Source organism: Providencia sp. PROV080, assembly GCF_033688105.1.
Taxonomy (GTDB): domain Bacteria; phylum Pseudomonadota; class Gammaproteobacteria; order Enterobacterales; family Enterobacteriaceae; genus Providencia; species Providencia zhejiangensis.
Map to the genome: position 1 here is coordinate 3,651,627 of NZ_CP096346.1, position 16,663 is coordinate 3,668,289.

General features: G+C 38.4%; 16 protein-coding genes. 3 read left to right on the plus strand and 13 right to left on the minus strand.

Features of this window, described 5'->3' with window-relative positions; genetic code table 11:
• Positions 1 to 24: 24 nt before the first annotated feature.
• From M1F03_RS16450 to M1F03_RS16460, 3 genes are all read right to left on the minus strand, one after another.
• Entirely contained in the window at positions 25 to 561 is a 537-nt protein-coding gene (locus M1F03_RS16450) for a fimbrial protein (protein WP_251464720.1), read from the minus strand.
• A 69-nt stretch (positions 562 to 630) separates the two neighbouring features.
• Positions 631 to 1,167 carry a fimbrial protein gene (locus M1F03_RS16455; RefSeq protein WP_154623607.1) on the minus strand — a complete coding sequence of 179 codons (537 nt, stop codon included), beginning with the start codon at positions 1,165 to 1,167 and terminating at the stop codon, positions 631 to 633.
• Between the two features lie 193 nt (positions 1,168 to 1,360).
• Complete coding sequence (locus tag M1F03_RS16460) at positions 1,361 to 1,765, minus strand: helix-turn-helix domain-containing protein (RefSeq protein WP_272578297.1); 405 nt, start codon at positions 1,763 to 1,765, stop codon at positions 1,361 to 1,363.
• A 1,007-nt stretch (positions 1,766 to 2,772) separates the two neighbouring features.
• Here M1F03_RS16460 and M1F03_RS16465 point away from each other — a divergent pair.
• The gene (locus tag M1F03_RS16465) at positions 2,773 to 3,141 is read left to right on the plus strand and encodes a DUF1992 domain-containing protein (RefSeq protein WP_251464722.1); all 369 of its coding nucleotides are present in this window, start codon (positions 2,773 to 2,775) and stop codon (positions 3,139 to 3,141) included.
• Positions 3,142 to 3,146: 5 nt separating this feature from the next.
• Here the strand turns inward: M1F03_RS16465 and M1F03_RS16470 are convergent, their stop codons facing one another.
• Together M1F03_RS16470 and M1F03_RS16475 are read right to left on the minus strand one after the other, a co-directional pair.
• On the minus strand, positions 3,147 to 3,836 hold the full coding sequence (locus M1F03_RS16470; RefSeq protein WP_154622074.1) for an AraC family transcriptional regulator: 690 nt from the start codon (positions 3,834 to 3,836) through the stop codon (positions 3,147 to 3,149).
• A 69-nt stretch (positions 3,837 to 3,905) separates the two neighbouring features.
• On the minus strand, positions 3,906 to 4,241 hold the full coding sequence (locus M1F03_RS16475; RefSeq protein ID WP_154622073.1) for a tRNA-binding protein: 336 nt from the start codon (positions 4,239 to 4,241) through the stop codon (positions 3,906 to 3,908).
• A 339-nt stretch (positions 4,242 to 4,580) separates the two neighbouring features.
• On the opposite strand from M1F03_RS16475, the gene M1F03_RS16480 reads away from it, so the two are divergent.
• The gene (locus tag M1F03_RS16480; protein WP_154622072.1) at positions 4,581 to 5,138 is read left to right on the plus strand and encodes an NADPH-dependent FMN reductase; all 558 of its coding nucleotides are present in this window, start codon (positions 4,581 to 4,583) and stop codon (positions 5,136 to 5,138) included.
• 54 nt (positions 5,139 to 5,192) lie between these two features.
• Here M1F03_RS16480 and potD read toward each other — a convergent pair whose 3' ends face one another.
• From potD to potA, 4 genes are all read right to left on the minus strand, one after another.
• The gene (potD, locus tag M1F03_RS16485) at positions 5,193 to 6,242 is read right to left on the minus strand and encodes a spermidine/putrescine ABC transporter substrate-binding protein PotD (protein WP_154622071.1); all 1,050 of its coding nucleotides are present in this window, start codon (positions 6,240 to 6,242) and stop codon (positions 5,193 to 5,195) included.
• Positions 6,243 to 6,451: 209 nt separating this feature from the next.
• Complete coding sequence (gene potC / locus M1F03_RS16490) at positions 6,452 to 7,234, minus strand: spermidine/putrescine ABC transporter permease PotC (protein WP_154622070.1); 783 nt, start codon at positions 7,232 to 7,234, stop codon at positions 6,452 to 6,454.
• Positions 7,231 to 8,094: a spermidine/putrescine ABC transporter permease PotB gene (gene potB / locus M1F03_RS16495; RefSeq protein ID WP_163863096.1), complete on the minus strand. Its 864-nt coding sequence runs from the start codon at positions 8,092 to 8,094 to the stop codon at positions 7,231 to 7,233. The genes potC and potB overlap by 4 nt, the downstream gene beginning before the upstream one ends.
• Positions 8,081 to 9,190, minus strand: coding sequence for a spermidine/putrescine ABC transporter ATP-binding protein PotA (potA, locus tag M1F03_RS16500; protein ID WP_154622068.1), 1,110 nt, complete (start codon positions 9,188 to 9,190; stop codon positions 8,081 to 8,083). The genes potB and potA overlap by 14 nt, the downstream gene beginning before the upstream one ends.
• A gap of 791 nt (positions 9,191 to 9,981) precedes the next feature.
• Here potA and M1F03_RS16505 point away from each other — a divergent pair.
• Positions 9,982 to 11,628: a fumarate hydratase gene (locus M1F03_RS16505; RefSeq protein WP_196713660.1), complete on the plus strand. Its 1,647-nt coding sequence runs from the start codon at positions 9,982 to 9,984 to the stop codon at positions 11,626 to 11,628.
• A gap of 152 nt (positions 11,629 to 11,780) precedes the next feature.
• Here M1F03_RS16505 and M1F03_RS16510 read toward each other — a convergent pair whose 3' ends face one another.
• From M1F03_RS16510 to M1F03_RS16525, 4 genes are read right to left on the minus strand one after another with little or no spacing between them, the layout of a single operon-like run.
• Positions 11,781 to 12,746, minus strand: a complete 966-nt coding sequence (locus M1F03_RS16510; RefSeq protein WP_318840013.1) for a fimbrial protein — start codon at positions 12,744 to 12,746, stop codon at positions 11,781 to 11,783.
• 15 nt (positions 12,747 to 12,761) lie between these two features.
• Positions 12,762 to 13,313, minus strand: coding sequence for a fimbrial protein (locus M1F03_RS16515; protein ID WP_154622065.1), 552 nt, complete (start codon positions 13,311 to 13,313; stop codon positions 12,762 to 12,764).
• A gap of 9 nt (positions 13,314 to 13,322) precedes the next feature.
• Positions 13,323 to 14,051, minus strand: a complete 729-nt coding sequence (locus M1F03_RS16520; RefSeq protein ID WP_154622064.1) for a molecular chaperone — start codon at positions 14,049 to 14,051, stop codon at positions 13,323 to 13,325.
• Positions 14,052 to 14,062: 11 nt separating this feature from the next.
• Positions 14,063 to 16,558: a fimbria/pilus outer membrane usher protein gene (locus tag M1F03_RS16525; protein ID WP_251464724.1), complete on the minus strand. Its 2,496-nt coding sequence runs from the start codon at positions 16,556 to 16,558 to the stop codon at positions 14,063 to 14,065.
• Positions 16,559 to 16,663: the final 105 nt, after the last annotated feature.

Consider the following 16,663-nt stretch of genomic DNA (forward strand, 5'->3'; position numbering starts at 1 on the left):
AGCCCAGATGACATTACGTCTTCGTTATTCATAATCCAATTTAAAGCGCAACTGACTGTAATATTGTCCTGAACTCAGCGGACGATGATTAGCGACTAACCGCAATTGATAGATTAATTCTCGGTTCCCCTCAACGAGTTGATTAGAAGACATACCTTGACCTGGAATTACGATTTCACCATCGTTATCACGCTGAATTAGCAAACCGACACCTTTGGCTTGCCCGCTCACACCAAATAACCCTTTTTCATGAGGGCCATCAAAGGTAATACGAAAATATTGCCAATTCGGTTTATTCGGATCTTGTTGCTCAAGAACACAATTCATTAATCGAATCACAAAGGGGCGTGTTGGTCCTTGCCCATCACGACGAATTTGTGTCAGCGCTAAGCTTCCCATATCAACAGTTTGGTCACGACTTCCCACATCAATAGCACAAGCTGTTTCAATTATGCTTCCATTCATCTTGACTGAGCCTGATGCGCTTATTGAAGAAGCAAAAATCAAAGCACATATTCCTAGACCGATTGAAAAAACACCGCTGCCTATTGGATTATTCATTCTTATTTCTCACTCAAAATTCAGTTAGGGATGAGCCAAAAACATCCTTGTTTACTGGCTCAATATGAATTATTCGTAAGACATCGTGAAATCTGCAACAGAGCTGAAATCACCAGCAGTAATGGTAGAGATATCGCCACCATTACCCATTAGGTATGCAGAGAAACGTAAGGTATTATTACCTTCTTGAATATTTTGGAAGGGTGTTGCGGTACCCAGTGTGATGACATTCCCGTTACCCGTCGTAATTTGAACGCCCGCACCTGAACCAGTACCAACAATACCGAGCGTTTTATTGGTATTATCGAAGGCTGCGGATGCGCCGGTAAATACCAATTGCACCCCCTTAGTGAGGTTCGTGATATCACAGTTTTCCAGTGCAATGTCAAATACGCGTGGTGAAGATTTACCACCATCAACTAATGCCATATTAGAAATGAGGCCCAGATCAACAGTTTGATCGATAGAGTCTGGAGAGATAGAGCATGGCGCATCAATAATAGCCCCTTTAAATGTGACTTTTCCATGTCCTTGGTCTGCTGCATTTGCGGCAGATGCTAGACCTAGCATCATAAAAGTTGCTATTGCAATTGATTTATTTTTCATGAATAAAACCTATAACCTATTAATTGTAAAACATACGGATGATTAACAAGGAAATAAAATTTCCCACTACAGATTTAAATGCCAATCATTTATTTAATTAAAAAATTAAACAAACAAAATGAACAACTAAATAAAAATAGCTTGATTAAAAATAAAAAAGGAACCCTAAAATAATAAAAACCACAATTAAAAATTAATAGTATTTAACTGATGAATCACTAATTACATCAAAAAAAGCATCTTTATGTAATAAATTAGAGTTTATATAATTATTCGTTAATACTTTCTCATAAATCAAAAATAGCTCATAATTACTATTTTTAATTTCTTTCGTCACAATATTAAAGAATTCGAAAATAGGCACTTCCAAGAAATATAATATACCTAAAATCATATCCACAGTGATATAGTTAATGCCATTTTCGTATCGTGAAATTTGTTGTTGTGACATACCGACTTCTTTCGCTAATTTCTTTCCTGATATGCCATAGGACTTTCTAAGTTTAAACAATACACGACCAATAATGACAGCCATTTCTTTTTTTATTGCCACTTTGTCACTTTCACTTAAAGGTCGTGAATTTATTTTTAAAAGCATGCCGTTACTCCACTAAAAATCAAAACATAATATTAATTCACTCTTCTATTTCCAATTCATAACCATTGTTACGCTGTAAAAGTGTATTAATTATTATGGAGTAGCATCATAAATGCAACGCAGCCTATTATTAGCAATAAAAAAAACACCATTTATGCGTAAGTGAAAATATATAAAGCCAATAATAAAACAATGACTTAAAAAATATTGTTAAGTTATTCATGTCAATGAGGCAGCATTTTATAACAAACAAATCAAAAAAAGACTAAAAATATGATTTTTAATCCCTAAAGTAATAAATTTTAACAGCTTGAAAAAATATCAAATAATTAATAACAAAATGGATAACTAAAACCCACAATTAGGTGATACTGACTAGCACGCTAAGTTTCATATTCTTTTTTACAATAACCTCATTAATTAACTTAAAAATCATAATATTAATAATATCGTTTCTTATCTATTCGCCACTCATACTGAAAACAGTCTATGAACACACTTAAATTTCACAAAATACCCCTAATACACACAATAGAGGTTATTTTTAATAAAGTTAGCCTTCAGTGAACGATATTTTTTTCATAAAAGGAGTAAAGTGATATGATATCTTTTCTCCCTCTTCTTCTTTTCCCCTTTAAAATATGAGTAAAAAATAATAAATCAGCGAGCTTTAGTTCCAAACATGGCGCTACTTGCCATAAATAACCAATAACCTCTTTTTTTAGGCCTCAAATCAATCAAAACACGCCATATGTCACCTTATATTTTTCCTAATTTCCGACTATTTATTGATTCAAAATGAGGGGAGCCAGACATAATCAAGTCACAATGAAGATAGCAATGATATCGTTGTTACGATTATAATACTGATGACGTATTTGCCGGTTCTTGCTAAGATTCATGCTGAAAGCATACCGATTTTCAGTGAATTAACCGCTAAGCGTTTATCGATTTTATCGGTCTAATACCCTAGTCACTTTTTATTATATAAAACCTAATGAGTCATTATGTCTGTTATTGATGATTGGGCTGAGCGCCACATTCAAGAAGCCCTAAGCAAAGGTGAACTAAACAATTTACAAGGGGAAGGTAAACCGCTATTACTGGATGATGATAGCCAAGTCCCACCTGAATTACGGGCGAGTTATCGCATCCTAAAAAATGCAGGTTATCTACCTCCCGAATTACAAGATCGCAAAGATGCGCTAACCTTGCTCGATATGTTGAAAGGTTTAGAACCTGATAATCCCAGCTATCTCCCTTTAAGCAAACAACTGTCTTTGTTAGAACTGAAACTTAAACAAGCCAATGTGAATACTGACTTTTTGCATGGTGAATATGAAATGCCTATTCGCCAACACTTTAAGCCTAAGTAATGCACTCATCTCCCCAAGCGATATTCCATTGGTGTTTTACCATAGAATTGGCGAAATGCTTGGCTAAAAGCCGAATGAGAGTCATAGCCGACCGCTAATGCAACCTGCTCAATTGAAAGAGTTCCCATCAATAAACGGCATGCGGCTTCCATTCGCTGTTGTAATACAAATTGCATCACGGTTAGCTGAGTCTCTACTTTAATTTTGCGCTGTAATGTACTGACTGACATACAGAATGCATTAGCCATATCTTGGCAACTAATTGGCCGATGTAAGCGCGCATCAACCCATTGCGTAATGCTATCAATCCACTGAGATTGTGGTTTCAATTGTGCAAGTAGTAATTTTGCGATAACCGTATTCTGCTCAGGTGGCTGGGGAAAATTTTGTAACCAATTTAATAATCCCATTGCCGCCGGAGTTAACGAAAAGTAGGGCGTTTTTTCATCAACACGCCATTGTGAAGCGATTGGCATTTCCAAAACATAGTTTTGGTTACCTGTTTGTCCGCTAAAGGCATGGCTCACACCCGGAGCGATTATCACCCCGTTGCCTGCCCCCAACAAAAAATGTTGTCGATGCATATTAATTTCCATTCCACCAGCTAATGCAAAGACAATTTGCCATTGCCCATCATGCTGATGAGAAACAACATCTTCGGAATATTGGCGGTAATGTAATTCAGGCAATAACAAAGGCGAACTCCTACTTGCTGGGCATAGTAGCAGTATAGCCTTTTTATTATTTAAATTGCAGCTAGCCTGTCAGGCAAGTCTCGCACCATTAGGCAGAGGTAAATTGAACTCAGCCAGAACGATAGCGCCTGTCTCGTCAGGAGCACCTGTAATAAGAACCTCAGATTTAATACCTGCGATGCGCTTGACTTCAAAGTTACATACGCACAATACACGCTTACCAACCAATTCTTCTGGTGTGTAATTGACAGTAATTTGTGCGCTCGAACGCTTAATACCTAATTCACCTAAATCCACGTCCATAACATAAGCAGGTTTTTTGGCTTTGCTATTCACTTCCGCTTTAATTATCGTACCAGCCCGCATTTCAACACGAGTAAAATCGTCCCATTCAATATGTTGCATATTTTTTCCCTGAGTTAAGTCATACATAAGTTTTAGGCTATCACAAACCTTGTGTAGAACTTTATCGCCAAACAGGCATTCTTTGTCGCGCAACCGTCATCGCAAAATGCTCCTCTCTAAGCATAACGAATACCGAAAATCGACATTTATCGCCGCTATATCCTTACCGTAATCTTATTTATATTCGTTATTCAATTCGTTACAAATACGGCTAGCTAATCTTAAAAGCTCAGTTTTTATGACTCTCTAGTGTTTATATGTCTTAAATTGGATTTATATGCCGATAAAGCGCTAGAATATATAAGCAGAACATCTAATCACAAAAGAAAAGGATGTATTATGTCGAATCAATATCAAATTGGTGTTGTTGTAGGAAGTTTACGTACAGACTCATACAATAAATTGGTCGCCAATGCACTCATCAAGCTATTCCCAGCGCATTTCTCATTTCAATTTATTGATATCAGTCAACTGCCTTTATATAACCAAGATGCTGATCAACATGTTCCCGCCATCGTCACGGGTTTCAAATCACAAATTACTCAATGTGATGGCATTATTTTTGTTACCCCTGAATATAACCGTTCAATCCCCGGTGTTTTAAAAAATGCCATTGACCAAGGCTCACGCCCATGGGGTGATAATTCATGGAATGGGAAACCAGCGGGTATTTTAGGGGTATCGATTGGAAATATCAGTACTGCTATTGCTCAACAGCACTTACGTAATAGCCTTGCGTTTTTGAATATGCCAACGCTCAACCAACCTGAGTGCTATTTGAAATGGTTTGATGGTATGGTCGATGAACAAGGAAATTTTGCCCCTAAGAGTAAAGAGTTTATTCAAGCGTGGGCTGATGCTTATGCGCAATTTGTCATTAAGAATAGCAGTAAATAATAAAACGAAAAGGGCATCGCCGTTGCGATGCCCTGATTAAAAATCGCTAATATATTAGCGACCTGCTTTTAGTTTCTGAAAATACTCTTCATACACAATATTTGCATTACCGACATCACTTTGCCATTCACCTTTTTTCAACACCTCTTCACTTGGATACAGGGATGGATCATTAGCGATTTCTGGCGGTAGCATCTTCTTGGCTTCTAGGTTGGGTGTTGGATAACCGATCGTTTCCGCAACCTGTGCGGCAATTTCAGGGCGCAAGAGGAAGTTGATCAACTTATGTGCCCCTTCTGGATTTTTCGCATTTGCAGGGATAGCTAAGCTGTCCATCCAGAAAATTCCCCCCTCTTTTGGCCAAACAACGTCTATTGGTAAGCCGGCTTGACGCGCCACAAAGGCGGAACCATTCCACAGCATCCCAACATCAACTTCACCTTCAATAAATGGTGTTGCAGGGTTATCGGAGTTGAAAGCTAAAATATTTGGACGTAATTTTTGCAGCTCTTTATAAGCTTCTTCAATTTGTTTAGGGTCTGTGGTGTTACCTGAATATCCCAATTTCGTCAATGCGACTTGGAATACCTCACGCGCATCGTCCATCATTAATAGGCTATTTTTATATTCGGGTTTCCAAAAATCAGCCCAAGAAGTCACCGAGCTAGGGTCAACCGCATCGCCGTTAATACCAATACCCGTTGCCCCCCAAATATAAGGGATCGAGTAATCATTTTGTGGGTCGAATTCTTTATGCAGTAGATTCGGGTCAAGATTATTAAAATTACTGAGTTTGTTTTTATCAATTTTTTGTAACATGCCTTCTTTACTCATTTTAGAAATAAAGTAAGTTGAAGGAACGACCAAATCATAAGCACCTTCTTTATAGGTCTTGAGTTTGGTGTACATGCTTTCATTTGATTCGTAGGTGGAATAAATCACCTTGATCCCAGTTTCTTTAGTAAATTGCTCTAATAAACCAGGGGGAACATATTCTGTCCAGTTATAGAAATACAGTACGTCTTTATTTTCGTCAGCAGCTGTAGCTGCGCCAATACTTGCAGCAACTAAGCCAGCCGCCAGCAGATAGGACCATTTTTTCATTACTGAGCATCCCTCAACAAAGTGTTTTTTTATACTCGCCATATTTCAAGTCACCCTTTATCACCGGATTACACCAATCGAAACTTGAATTATCTTGTGTATATATATCTTATAGGCTCATAGAGAGCCCACCCTCATCGCCAAATGGCATCGAAATATGCGAGCTACTGACCCCAGTAGCAGCGCTGCGTATACAACATAAATAATGATTATGGCTGTTTTGCGAGTTTATCCCGCATCACCCATTGGCTCAAACAAACTAAAATTAGCGACATTAACAACAATACCGTCGCCAAGGCATTAACCTCAGGAGAAACACCGACTTTCACCATCGAGTAAATCTTTAACGGTAAAATTTCATAGCTTGGCCCCGTCACAAATGATGAAACGACCACATCATCCATAGATAAGGTAAAGCTCAATAGCCACCCAGCAACAACAGCGGGTAATGCTAACGGGAGGATAATCTTGCGTAAAATTGTAAACTCCCCAGCCCCAAGGTCCCTAGCTGCCTCCAACATTTTCACATCAAAGTCCTTCAATCTGGCATAGACGGTCACCACAACGAAAGGTAGGCAGAATGTAATATGTGAAAATAGCAACGACCAAAAACCGAGAGAAACCCCTAAGAGCATAAATAATACCAGCAGAGAAATTGCCATCACGATATCAGGAGACATCATGACGACAAACAGCATGCCACCGACAAACGGTTTTCCTCTAAAACGGTAACGAAACAGTGCAACGGCTGTTAATGTGCCAATTATCGTAGCAAATGTCGCCGAAATAACAGCCATCGTCAACGAATGCCCTGCCGCCTGTAATAAGCTATCGTTATTTATTAATAGTTCATACCATTTGGTTGAAAAGCCCTGCCAATTAATTCCAAAACGGGATTCATTGAAGGAATTAACAATCAAAATGATAATTGGAATATAAAGATAAGCGTAGACGATGGCCATAAAGCCACCTCGTAACGTGCGACCGATCATTCTTCATACGCCTTTTTATTCAAAAGCTTAGCAGCTCGGTAATACACATACAGCAACAGTCCCATCATCACAGTCAAGAAGATGCTAGTTGCCGCACCAAACGGCCAATCACGGATATTCAGGAATTGACTCTTAATAACGTTCCCTATTAAGAGATTTTTTGCTCCTCCCATTAAATCCGCAACATAAAACAGCCCCATCGCCGGTAATAACACCAGTAAACAACCCGCGATAATACCGGGCATAGTGAGTGGAATAATGATCTTTATGAAGGTCTGAAATTTATTCGCACCAAGGTCTCTCGCCGCTTCTAAATAAGATTTGTCGAGTTTTTCAATACTGGAATAAAGCGGCATTACCATGAAGGGCAATAGAATATAGATAAGGCCTAATACAACCGCTTCAGGTGTATACATCAAGCGTATCGGTTTATCGATAATGCCTATCCACAACAAAAAATCATTTAAATACCCTTTGGTACTCAAAAAAACTTTTAATCCATAAATACGGATTAGAGAATTAGTCCAAAAAGGTACGATCAGCAGAAAAAGCATTAAAGGTTGCAGACGTTTTGGTAACTTTGCCAGAATAAAAGCGAATGGATAGCCAATAATTAAACAAAAAAACGTGGCGACCAATGCCATATTCAGTGAATGAAGCATCACTTCCGCATACATGGGATCCGATAAACGGAGATAGTTATCCCATGTAAAGATCAGATCGACAAGGTTAGTATCACTGCGCGTCAAAAAGCTAGTACCAATGATCATGATGTTTGGTAAAAAGACAAATAGCAGTAACCAAGCTACCACGCCTGTAATGATAACGTTTTGTAAGATCTTATGTTTACGCCGGATCATCCAGTACCACCTCCCAGCTTTCAACCCAAGTTACAGCAACTTTTTGGTTTAAGGAGTGGTCTACGTCTGGATCATCCTCATTAAAGAATTCGCTGACCATGATAATTTTGCCATCTTCCATCTCTACCACAGAATCTAGCGTCATCCCTTTATAATTGCGCTCACGAACATAGCCAATTAAACCAGGATGATTTTCTGCATCATTCACCTCTTCTACGCGCAAATCTTCTGGGCGTAATAAGACATGAACAGATTGCCCTTCTTTAACAGGAAGAGCGGTAAAGATATCACATTCATGGCCCTCAACATTGGCGCGAATACGTTGTTCATCAATGCGATATAGCACTTTCGCATCAAAAATGTTGATTTCACCAATAAATTGAGCAACAAAGAGATTTTTAGGCTCTTCATATATTTCTCGTGGTGAGCCATCCTGCTCTATTTTGCCTTCACGCATCACGATAATACGGTCAGACATCGCAAGTGCTTCTTCTTGATCATGCGTGACGAAAATAAACGTTATCCCCAGCTTACGTTGCAATGCTTTTAACTCATTTTGCATTTGCTTACGCAATTTATAATCTAGGGCAGATAAAGATTCATCCAGCAGGAGGACTTTTGGGCGATTAACGACAGCCCGAGCAATAGCAACTCGCTGTTGTTGTCCGCCAGACAGCTGGTTTGGACGACGTTGCGCGAAATCCTCTAATTGCACCATACGCAATGCTTGATCAACACGTTTCTGGATCTCATCTGCGGGTGTTTTTTGCATGCGTAGACCAAAAGCGACGTTATCAAAAACAGTCATATGTGGGAACAAAGCATAGCTCTGAAATACCGTATTCACAAAACGCTGTTCTGCTGGAATATCAGTAATATCCTGGCCATCAAGGATGATTTTGCCTTCATCAACATCTTCTAAGCCGGCAATTAAACGTAAAACGGTTGTTTTACCACAGCCAGAAGGCCCTAAAATGGTTAAAAACTCACCATTTTGGATGGTTAAGTCAAGCTCGGAAATAATTTGTTTGCCATCAAAAGCTTTATTTAATGCTTTTAATTCGACGAGTGGTGTCAGAGAGGTTGTCTCAGTCATTTATGCTACACTCTATCCCTATGAATAATGCAGATAGAACCGCTACCGTTAAAGACTGTGTAAGCTTATCGGAGATTGACTCTTCTTATCTTCCCCAGCAAAGCCCAAAACCAGTAGCGCCATTTAAATTTCATTAAGTGGTGCATGATAAACACTGTTTGCTCAAATTGAAAGCCATTTTCAGCATTTTGTTTGCCTTTCGTTATGAAAACTCAATGAAATTATTGTCTTTACGAAAAAAATAAGCCACTTAACCATAGCAACATGAATCAGCAACCCTTTGTAAGATAATCATAAAGGCAACTTAAGTTAGATTTTCATTATTCATAACATAAACAGCATGAATACTGATTAAAGTTTAATACAACTCTATGAAAAAAATAGACAATAGGGATACATAAAAGTTAAAAATCGCTCTGCTCGACCATATTATCAATACATTTTTTGCAATTGAATTTCAAAAATAGATAGTCAGTAACACGAATAACATAGGCTCAAAATAAATCCTGCTTTATTTATTCTGTGACCTCTCGCAAACTTTTCACTTAAATGAAATGTAATATCGATAATATTAATCAATGTCATGTTATTGACCACATCTAACTGAATACAATCATCTTATTAAAAATAAATAGATAGGCATCCGCTATTCATAATCGCATCTCTTTTAGCCGCAGTACATTCCTCTTACATTTTTAGGCTAGCAGAAACAGCATTCAATTATGAATAAACAGAAGCTCCTTATTGGGGCTATTACACGATTCCATTGGATAAATATGTGAGTAAATAACATGTCTAATAATGAATTTTTTTATCAACCGCCTTATCCTTTATCTGTAGACAATACTGAATATTATCAGTTAAGTGACAAATACGTTTCTGTAGAGACATTCGCAGGCAAAGAGATCTTAAAAATTGAACCGGAAGCGCTAACCATTTTGGCTCAACACGCCGTCTATGATTCTCAATTTTTCTTAAGAGCAGCGCACCAAAGGCAAGTAGCGGCGATATTATCTGATCCAGAGTCAAGTGAAAATGATAGATATGTCGCGTTACAACTTTTACGTAATGCCGAAATCTCCGCTAAAGGAATTTTACCGAACTGCCAAGATACTGGTACCACAACCATTGTTGCTAAAAAAGGCCAACAAGTTTGGACTGATTGTAATGATGCAGAAGCTTTATCTCGTGGTGTTTATAATGTCTTCAAACAAGAGAACCTTCGCTTTTCTCAAAATGCCGCGCTAGATATGTATACTGAGGTCAATACCGGTACTAATTTGCCTGCTCAAATTGATATTTTTGCCACTGAAGGAGAGGAATATCACTTCTTGTTTGTGAATAAAGGCGCCGGTTCTGCCAATAAATCGGCTCTATTCCAAGAAACCAAGACGATTTTAGAACCGAATAAACTAAAAGCTTTCCTGATCGAAAAAATGAAAGCATTAGGAACCACCGCATGCCCTCCATACCATATCGCTTTTGTGATTGGAGGAACCTCTGCTGAAGCGACATTAAAAGCCGCAAAACTGGCTTCAACAAAATATTATGACAATTTACCCACCTCGGGTAATCAATATGGTCAAGCATTTAGAGATATCGAACTCGAAAATACCTTACTTGAAGCAACTCGCCATTTTGGTTTTGGTGCTCAATTTGGTGGTAAATATTTTGCGCATGATGTCAGAGTGGTGCGTTTACCTCGTCATGGAGGATCTTGCCCAATTGGTTTAGCCATTTCCTGTTCCTCTGACCGTAATATTAAAGCAAAAATCAACAAACAAGGCTTATGGATTGAAAAAATGGAACACAATCCTGCGCAATATATCCCCGAATCTTTACGCCAACATCATGAAGCTAAAGTCGTTCATATAGACCTGAACCAGCCAATGCAAGCGATATTGACAGAATTAAGCAAACATCCTGTATCCACTCGCGTTTCCCTTAGCGGTCCATTGATTATTGCGCGCGATATCGCACATATGAAGCTTAAAGAACGCCTAGATAATGGAGAAGAGCTACCACAATATTTTAAAGATCATATGGTTTATTACGCAGGTCCAGCCAAAAAGCCCGAAGATAAAGTTTCTGGCTCATTAGGCCCAACGACAGGTAACCGTATGGATCCGTATGTTGATCTATTCCAATCTCATGGCGGCAGCATGCTCATGCTGGCAAAAGGTAATCGAACCCAAGCGGTCACTGACGCATGTAAAAAACACGGTGGCTTTTATTTAGGCAGTATTGGTGGCTCAGCAGCCATCTTAGCGCAAGAATACGTCAAAAGTTTAAGTTGCCTTGAATATCCAGAGCTTGGTATGGAGGCAGTTTGGAAAATGGAGGTTGAAGGACTACCTGCCTTTATTTTAGTTGACGATAAAGGCAATAATTTTTTCGAACAAGTACAAAATCAAACTTGCCAACGTTGTGTTAAATAAATAAAAAATAACGGCGACTAAATTCAATCGTCGCCGTTTTTTATTTAAGGCCATATCATTAACAACAATAGCCGATTTACTGTCACCGTCAGCATGTTGAGCGGTTTAAAAAAATGTCATTCCCTGACAAATACGCTCCTTAAAAATCATGATTAGTAATAGTTTATCCTAACGATCGTTGAAGCATTAAATGGTCCGGTTTTCACCGCACTTACTTTCTTGACCGATGCGTTATAAGTACGAGTGATTGAGGTGCTCCCTGTAGGTAGAGAACCGAAAAACTGGAAATAGTTAAATTTTACGCGATCACCTTGATCGTCAAATATGGTGAGGTTAGTACCATTTTTTAAATCAATCGCATAATCACCATTGAGATTATCCGTTGTTTCAAAGCTCACATTCATTGAGAAATTATCTAAACACCCTCGTTTTGCCGCTTGTAGTTGAAATTCCTTTTTAAACTCTTTTCCTTGGTTAAGGTCGGTTATCATCAATTGGCCAAAATCAATTTGTTGAGATTCTGGATAAACTTTAATCTCCGCCCCGCATTTCAAAAAACGGATACCTTTTAATCCTGAAATTGCATACCTTAAGTTTTTCGCTCCTGGTGTAAAGTTAATGCCTCCACTTCCATCAAATTGGAAAACCGTAAATTGGTTATCGCCCGTATAATTACCTGAAGGGGGAACCACACCAGTTACCTTAATATACAGAGAAAATGTCACAGTGACAGTGACACTCTGCCCTTTACGGATAGGTTTAGTACCTAAGCTTACGCTCTGTTGATTTCTTTCGAGCTGAATACCTTTATAATTCGCGCCCAATAACAACCCTGTTCCCAATTTTTGAGAGGTTGGGTTGAAATACATATGAACAACGTCAACGGCATTGCCTATAACATTGTCACAATAAACGGTAACCGTCATCGGGTTTGATTGCCAGATCACGGTATTTGCTGGTGTATCCGAGAGGATCGCTAATTGACCGACAGGTACTGCCGGTTTAATCACTTCTCCGGTTCCGTATTCCACACAATCTAAAGCGAATACTCTCGTACTAAAAAATGCCAATAGCAGAAAAACAGGGAGTCTGCTGTATTTAATCAATCTGTGTATCATGAGTTATACACCTTATTAGAGATAGGCAATGCTCAATGTAATTTGTGTTTTGATATTACCTACAGTTAAGTCTTTTCGAGGAAGATAGCTTTCTAACATTGAATAAAGAGTAATTTGCTGGTTATCATCAAAGTAAACCGAGTAATTACGATATTCTCCGTTTGGCACTGTATTGCCATTTTTATCAATTAATCTAATCCCATAACCTTTCAATATCGTTTTACCGCCAAATAAATTACGATCCGTACTTTCTGTGGGTTCGGAAATAAACATAATCCGAACAACGGGTTCTCTATCATCGCGATTAAACGAAGGGAAAATGCAATCATCAAATTTTAATTTAATTTCTTGCTGAGGACTCCTATCCCCTATTTCATGAAAGAAATTAAGAGAAATTGGTCCCAAATCAATATTTTGATCTAACGATGAAAAGCTGATCTTGCAAGGCAATGAAACAACACGCCCAGTAAAATTCAGGTCGCCTTTCATCATGCTGCTATCTGCATAAACATTCCCTGTTAGCAGCAAAGAAATAAAAAAACATATTGATACGTAGCAATTTCTCATGGCCGGATCCTATTTACTTTCTTTAGATAATTGACAAATAGATGCAGCACATTGGTAAGTCAGCATTTTCATACCACCGTAATCATCCATATACCCTGTATACAGTTGACTAAATGGCGTCGCTGGTACGGTTACCGTTTCCTTTGACATCGGGGCTATCATGACACTTTCAAAACCAGGAAAATTACTCGTGGAATGGCTACTTAAATAACCTAGAGTCACATAGTATTTTGTCGGATTTTCTATCAGCAATTGATTACCTGTATGGGTATACTTCAACTCTTTCGCCCACACTTTATCGCTATTGTTTTCAATCTGTGATGGCCGATAAAACATTTTCAAACGGCTCTGAATCGCAATTTGCACCACGTTTTCTTTATCCGCAACTGGTGGAATTTCACGGACATTCAAATAAAATAATGATTCTCTATCTTGGGGTAATTTATCCAGTCCCTCAGTTTTAATGACTTTTATCTGATTTTTAGCGTTCGGTTCAACGCGCTGCATAGGCGGAAGCACAGTAAAAGGTGCTGAGACTTTATTCCCCTTATCATCTTCTATCCATGACTGTGCAAGATAAGGCATCGTTTTGCTTTGGTTATTAATAACTAAGCTGACAGATTTGTCCTGACCGGGGAAAATGATCCTTGTACGGTCGATATTGATTGCCGCAGACGCTGTTTGTAATCCTATAAATATGAGCGAAAAGCAAACAGAGGCTTTATACAATTTATTCATAACACTTTCCTTTAAAGGCAGGGAATCAAAACTTTACTTTGTTCTTTTTCAGAGAAACTCGTGAAATTCAATTGGCACTGCGCATTTCCGCCTGACCATTTGACGCTATATTGCTCTTCTGGATTAATACCCGTTAAATATACGATGCCGTTATCTCCGATAATGCCAACTTCTCTACCTGTGTTTATTTCAATCACGCTGGTTCCTAATGGCGGGAATTTCCCATTCTCTAAACGAACAACCGCCAAAATACGTTTACCTTGATTAGCGCTAATAGTTTGATAACCAATTGCACCTTCAGTTAAGGTTTTACCAATAATGTTGTCATTCACATCAACATCATCAGGTAACGTGTTCATATCGATATACACATCAGAGTTAGAGAAACTATTTAAATTTGTGGCAACACCGATACCAAATCGGTTGGTAACTGATTGACCGTTATCGATAGAAATACCCGCAACATTACCGCTATCAATCATGACTCGTGGTTCATTATTTGTGCCATTACGGTGCAATGCAGCGCCATATTTAGTCGCTGTCATCGAACCATACCAGCTTCCACCCAATGCACGGTATGAATTGACATTATCTGTACCATTCATATTCAGCACACCATAAGGTGAAGAATATTGATAAGTACCACTAATACTCGGCTCCATGCGACCAAGTTCACGCTTATCACCGCCAGCACGTAAGCTCCAGTAATTGTTATTTATATTCTCACTGTAATACGCGACTGATTGATTTAAGCTTTTGCCTCCATTCGCATATTGCATGTCATAGCTAACAGAAGCACCACTTTCTAATGGAATGGAAAACGATAAATAAGCTTGGTTATCATCTGTTTCCCGATATTTGATTTTATTCAGTGAGAATGTGGCAGAAATATTTCTTATATCACCAATATTAAATAATTTGCTCACACTCATCCCAAAGGATGTGGTCGATTCGCTATTCCAAAATTGATGGTGAGACGCATTAAAATATAGCGTGACATCCAACGGACTAATGTATTGGTTAAACGATGCGGTATATACGTTTTTATCCCGCCTAAAATCAAGTATGCCGTTCGCTGCATCAATATATTGCGGCATGGTCAAAAATTCTTTTTCCGAGAATTTATAACCCGCAAAGGTGACTTGCGAATTCGTTGATTCAAAACGTTTCGAGTAATTTAAGCGGTAACTGTTTCCTGAATAGGTGCCAAAATGATCTAATCTTGCGTATGTGCGAGTGATATCAAAAGAAATCGCACCAAATTGATTCATATTTTGACCAATACCTAAGTTAAACGCTTGGTAATCGTTATTGCTGATTGTTGCGATCAAACCACCAAATAATGAAGTATTACTTAAAACGCCGTAAGACATTTCTCCAGAGATAAATCGAGGCTCAACACGCTGTGAATGTCCAAATGGGCTCGACTCCCCAGCAGAGAATTTATATAAAAACTGACCTTGTCGCGTCAAAAATGGTAATGATGCGGCTGTTACTTGGTATTGGGTTTTAGTTCCATTTTCCTCTTCCACCGTAACATCTAAGGTACCTTGCACCGCCTCAGTGATATCCTGAATATTAAAAGGTCCTGGTGCAACACGGGTTTGCTTAATCACCCGCCCATTTTGAGAAATAATGACGGTCGCGTTCGTTTGAGCGATCCCTGTAATTTGTGGAGCATAACCACGCATCGAAGGCGGTAGCATACGAGTATCACTAAAGAGTGATACACCAATAAAACGGAAACTATCGAATATATCCGTTTTTAGGTATGACTCACCCAATAAAATTTTAGCGCCTAATTCGGGGAAAGCTCTAAATGCATAAATCTGTGTCCAATCGAACCGTTCATTGGTTTTACCTTGTGAACGGTTATATTGGTATTGATAATCGGCACGAAAACGCCATGCCCCCAAATTCACCCCCGCGGTTCCGTTACTGCTAGCGCTAAAGGTTTCACTATTATTTTTAGGTGCTGAATAATTGGCAAAAAGATTGTAATCAATAAATGCACCAGTAATTCCATTTTCCCATTGTGATGGTGGAACCCAATAAGGATCATCATATTCCAGCCAAGCTTGTGGTATTGAAAATAAAATATTTTGGTTAGCTTTATCAAAATGATAATTAATATCCATTGATTTAGGTAATTCAACACACTGATTATTTTCATGCTGTAAAATTTCATCGCTGACTTTCTTTTTCAATGAAAAAAGCTGAATCATTTTAGGCGTAATACAGAGTGCTGAAGTATCTTTATCAACTTCAGTGAATTTAATTAAATATTGTCCAGAGAGTTTACGGCCATTAAGGGTAATATCTGTTAAATATTCTCCCGCAGGTATAAAGTCTGGATTTGAGAATTGAGTGAGATCGATATTATCTCTGTCTTTTGCATCAATAATATTCATATTAAACTCGACTGCTTTAGCCACGCTTGAGACGGAAAGTGCTAAAACAATGGAGAATAATAATTTATTTACTTTGAATTGAGGCAATAAAGACATGATAATCCCTGTCATATAGGTAAACAAATCAAACCAAGAAAGGTAAGTAACAGGCAAAAAAAGACCTGTTACTTACATATACTCAAATAGTTCTAGTTTCATTTA

Coding starts and splice junctions, on each gene's coding strand:
- M1F03_RS16450 (WP_251464720.1), bottom strand. CDS start 561: ATGAATAATCCAATAGGCAGCGGTGTTTTTTCAATCGGTCTAGGAATA.
- M1F03_RS16455 (WP_154623607.1), bottom strand. CDS start 1,167: ATGAAAAATAAATCAATTGCAATAGCAACTTTTATGATGCTAGGTCTA.
- M1F03_RS16460 (WP_272578297.1), bottom strand. CDS start 1,765: ATGCTTTTAAAAATAAATTCACGACCTTTAAGTGAAAGTGACAAAGTG.
- M1F03_RS16465 (WP_251464722.1), top strand. CDS start 2,773: ATGTCTGTTATTGATGATTGGGCTGAGCGCCACATTCAAGAAGCCCTA.
- M1F03_RS16475 (WP_154622073.1), bottom strand. CDS start 4,241: ATGCAACATATTGAATGGGACGATTTTACTCGTGTTGAAATGCGGGCT.
- M1F03_RS16480 (WP_154622072.1), top strand. CDS start 4,581: ATGTCGAATCAATATCAAATTGGTGTTGTTGTAGGAAGTTTACGTACA.
- potD (WP_154622071.1), bottom strand. CDS start 6,242: ATGAAAAAATGGTCCTATCTGCTGGCGGCTGGCTTAGTTGCTGCAAGT.
- potC (WP_154622070.1), bottom strand. CDS start 7,234: ATGATCGGTCGCACGTTACGAGGTGGCTTTATGGCCATCGTCTACGCT.
- potB (WP_163863096.1), bottom strand. CDS start 8,094: ATGATCCGGCGTAAACATAAGATCTTACAAAACGTTATCATTACAGGC.
- potA (WP_154622068.1), bottom strand. CDS start 9,190: ATGACTGAGACAACCTCTCTGACACCACTCGTCGAATTAAAAGCATTA.
- M1F03_RS16505 (WP_196713660.1), top strand. CDS start 9,982: ATGTCTAATAATGAATTTTTTTATCAACCGCCTTATCCTTTATCTGTA.
- M1F03_RS16510 (WP_318840013.1), bottom strand. CDS start 12,746: ATGATACACAGATTGATTAAATACAGCAGACTCCCTGTTTTTCTGCTA.
- M1F03_RS16515 (WP_154622065.1), bottom strand. CDS start 13,313: ATGAGAAATTGCTACGTATCAATATGTTTTTTTATTTCTTTGCTGCTA.
- M1F03_RS16520 (WP_154622064.1), bottom strand. CDS start 14,051: ATGAATAAATTGTATAAAGCCTCTGTTTGCTTTTCGCTCATATTTATA.
- M1F03_RS16525 (WP_251464724.1), bottom strand. CDS start 16,558: ATGTCTTTATTGCCTCAATTCAAAGTAAATAAATTATTATTCTCCATT.